Genomic DNA, 3,020 nt, shown 5'->3' with positions numbered 1-3,020 from the left:
ATCACGCTCAGCGGCAACAACGCGGTGGGCGTGCTGGTGAATACGCTGCGCAGCGATCTCAGTAATGCGCTGGACGGCAGCGCTGCCGCCACCCGCGTCACCAGCAACGCCCGCATCAGCGGCGCTGGCAACGGTGCCGTTGGCTTTGACCTGACCAACGGCGCGGCACTGGAGAACAATGGCGCACTGACGCTGACCGGCAGCAACAGCATCGGCATGCGCTCGCGCGCCGGCAGCACGCTGACCAATAATGGCGTGGTTAACGTCAGCAGCGGCACCGGGTTAGATGTCGGCGGCAGCGGCACCACGCTGGCGCAGGGCGGCAGCATCAATGTCGATAACGGCGTGGCCGGCGTGCGCATCAGCGACGGCGCGCAACTGGCACTGACTGGCAGCGATACGCTGATCACCACGCGCGGCACGGCGCATGGCATTTTGCTCGACAGCGGCGCGGCGGCGCTCAGCGCGCGCGACGCCACCATCAACGTGCTGGGCAGCGGCAACGGCATCGAAAACCGCGCGGAGCTGGACAACGTTAGCCTGAGCAACCTGACGCTTAACGTCGGCGATGGCAACGGTATCCGCACCGCCGTCGCGTTCGATCCCGCCTCCACCGTGACCACCAATGTATCCGGCAGCGGTAACGGTTTGACTATCGCCAACGCTAATGGATCGACCACCGGCGGCGATCTGCTGCTGGGTTCGGGTTACGTTTTCAATGTCACCGGCGCTGGCGGCACCGGGATTCGCGCCAACACCACGGGAAATATCGTCACCGCCGCCAGCGTTAATATCACTAATGCGGCAGGCGGTTCGGCGCTGGTCTCCAGCACCGCCGGCACCATCGTCAACAGCGGTACGCTGCGCTCCAGCAGCCTGACGGCGCCGGTGGTCGATCTGCGCGGCGGCAAAACGGTATTTGAGAATCTCGGTACTATCGTGACGGCCACGGCGCAAAGCGCGGCAGTGGCGGGCAGTAACGCCGACGATGTGATTTTGCTGACCCAGGGTGACGTGCTGGGCGACATCAATCCTGGCGGCGGCAGCGACACGTTCCGCTGGACCGGCGGCACGCTCAACGGCAGCCTGACCATGGGCGCAGACAACAACAATATTGCCGAGGTCAGCGGCGTCGATCTCAGCACTACTTACCATCTCACCAGCGGCAACGGCACCGGTAACAGACTGACCTTTGACCAGATTACGGCGCGCGGCGGCAGCTTCAGCGCGGATGACCTGAGCAAAGGCGTTAACCTCGGCAGCGGCTGGAGCATCATTAACTTCGCGGATAGCCGCTGGACGCTGACCGACAATCTGCAGCTGGCGCACAGCAGCATCAACATTGATGGGCGCTCGACGCTGTATGCCGGTGACAACGTGCATCCCACGCTGGCGGGCGGCACAGCGGATTCGCTGCAGGTGAATAACAGCGGCACGCTGGATCTCACCAATGGCAGCGGTTCGCCGGGCAATACGCTGGACATCAACGGCTCGCTGGCGTCGATGGGCGGTCAGGCGAATCTGGTGACCCGCCTGAATGAGGGCGGCGCGCTGAGCAACCAGTTCACCGACCACATCAACGTCAGCGGTAACGCCAGCGGCACCACGCTGCTTAACGTCAGGCTTGATGCGGCAAGCAGCGCGGCGCTCACCGATCTCAACCGCAACGGCGGCATTGAGGGCAACGAAGGCATTTCGCTGGCGCAGGTGGGCGGCAACGCTGGCCAGAACAGCTTTGCGCTCAGGGATGGCTATCTCGGTGCCGGACCGTGGCAGTACCGGCTGTACAGCTTCGCGCCGGGCAGCAGCGATCCGGCGCAGCGCCTGCTGAGCGGCAGCGGCAACAATTACTGGGACTACCGGCTGGCAAACTACTACGTGTGCGAGGACAGCGACAGCTGCCAGCCAGTGCTGGTGACCAGCGGATTTGGCACGCCACAGCGCTACGATGCGCGTCCGGCGGTGGTGCCGCAGGTGCCTTCGTACATTTCAGCACCGGTTGGCCTCGCCTATTACACCGCCGCGATTATCGATGACCTGCACAAGCGTCTCGGCGAACTGCGTCACGAGCAGACGCGTCCGGCGGGTAATGGCGGTGAGATGTTCCTGCGCTACATCGGCTCGAATCTGAAATACAAAAGCGACCGCAGCTTTAGCGATTACGGCTACGGATTTGACCTCGACTACAGCGCGGTGCAGCTTGGCGGCAATCTGCTGCATCTCGACGGTGAGCAGGACAGCCTGCGCGGCGGCGTGGCCTACACGCGCGGCAATACGCGCATCCGTCCGCAGGCGGCAGACGGTTACAGCAGCACCAGCTTCGATAGCGACAGCCTGGCGCTGTACGGCACCTGGCAGCGCCAGAGCGGCTTTTACCTTGACGGCGTGCTGTCGTTTGACTGGCATCGTGGTGAAACCGACATTGCGCGCCAGCAGCGCGAGGCCAGGCTGAAGGGCCACGGCTGGACCGCCTCGCTGGAGAGCGGCTATCCGTTTGAACTCGGCGAGGGCTACAAGCTGGAGCCGCAGGCGCAGCTGATGTACCTGAAACTGAACATGAATGATTTCACGGACGAGGACAATAACCAGGTGCGCTATGGCGATTATCACCAGACGATTGGCCGTCTCGGCGCGCGTCTCGACCGCAGCTGGACCGATGACAGCAACCGCCAGTACACGCCTTATCTGCGCGCGAATTATTACAAAGGCTGGGGCGGTACGGCGCAGGCGTCGGTGTCGGCTGCCGATAACCCGGCGCTCGGCGCCAGCTTCAGCAGCGGTAATTTTGGCCAGATGTGGGAAGTGGGGGCTGGCGGCACGGTGACGCTGCAGCAGGATGTGTCGCTGTACGCCGAAGCGGATTACCGCAAGGAGATCGACGGCAACGGCGCCAGAGGCTGGCGTTACAACCTCGGCGTGCGCTGGCAGTTCTGAAAGTATGTGCGCATGATGCGGTCGCCGTGAACGGCGACCCTACAAGAATGCGGCATGCTGCGGGATGTGCAGGGATGCGGTCGCCG

Annotated in this window: 1 protein-coding gene; it reads left to right on the top strand. The window is 63.6% G+C overall.

What is annotated here, in order from left to right; genetic code table 11:
• Nucleotides 1-2,934 (top strand): autotransporter outer membrane beta-barrel domain-containing protein (locus tag ERD80_RS21075; RefSeq protein WP_136548423.1); only part of this gene is annotated, 2,934 nt, incomplete at its 5' end.
• Between the last annotated feature and the right edge of the window lie 86 nt (nucleotides 2,935-3,020).

It is taken from the genome of Pantoea sp. R102, assembly GCF_004916815.1.
Taxonomy (GTDB): domain Bacteria; phylum Pseudomonadota; class Gammaproteobacteria; order Enterobacterales; family Enterobacteriaceae; genus Pantoea; species Pantoea dispersa.
The sequence above is the reverse complement of the archived record's forward strand: the minus strand, read 5'-3'. Positions and strand labels throughout refer to the sequence as shown.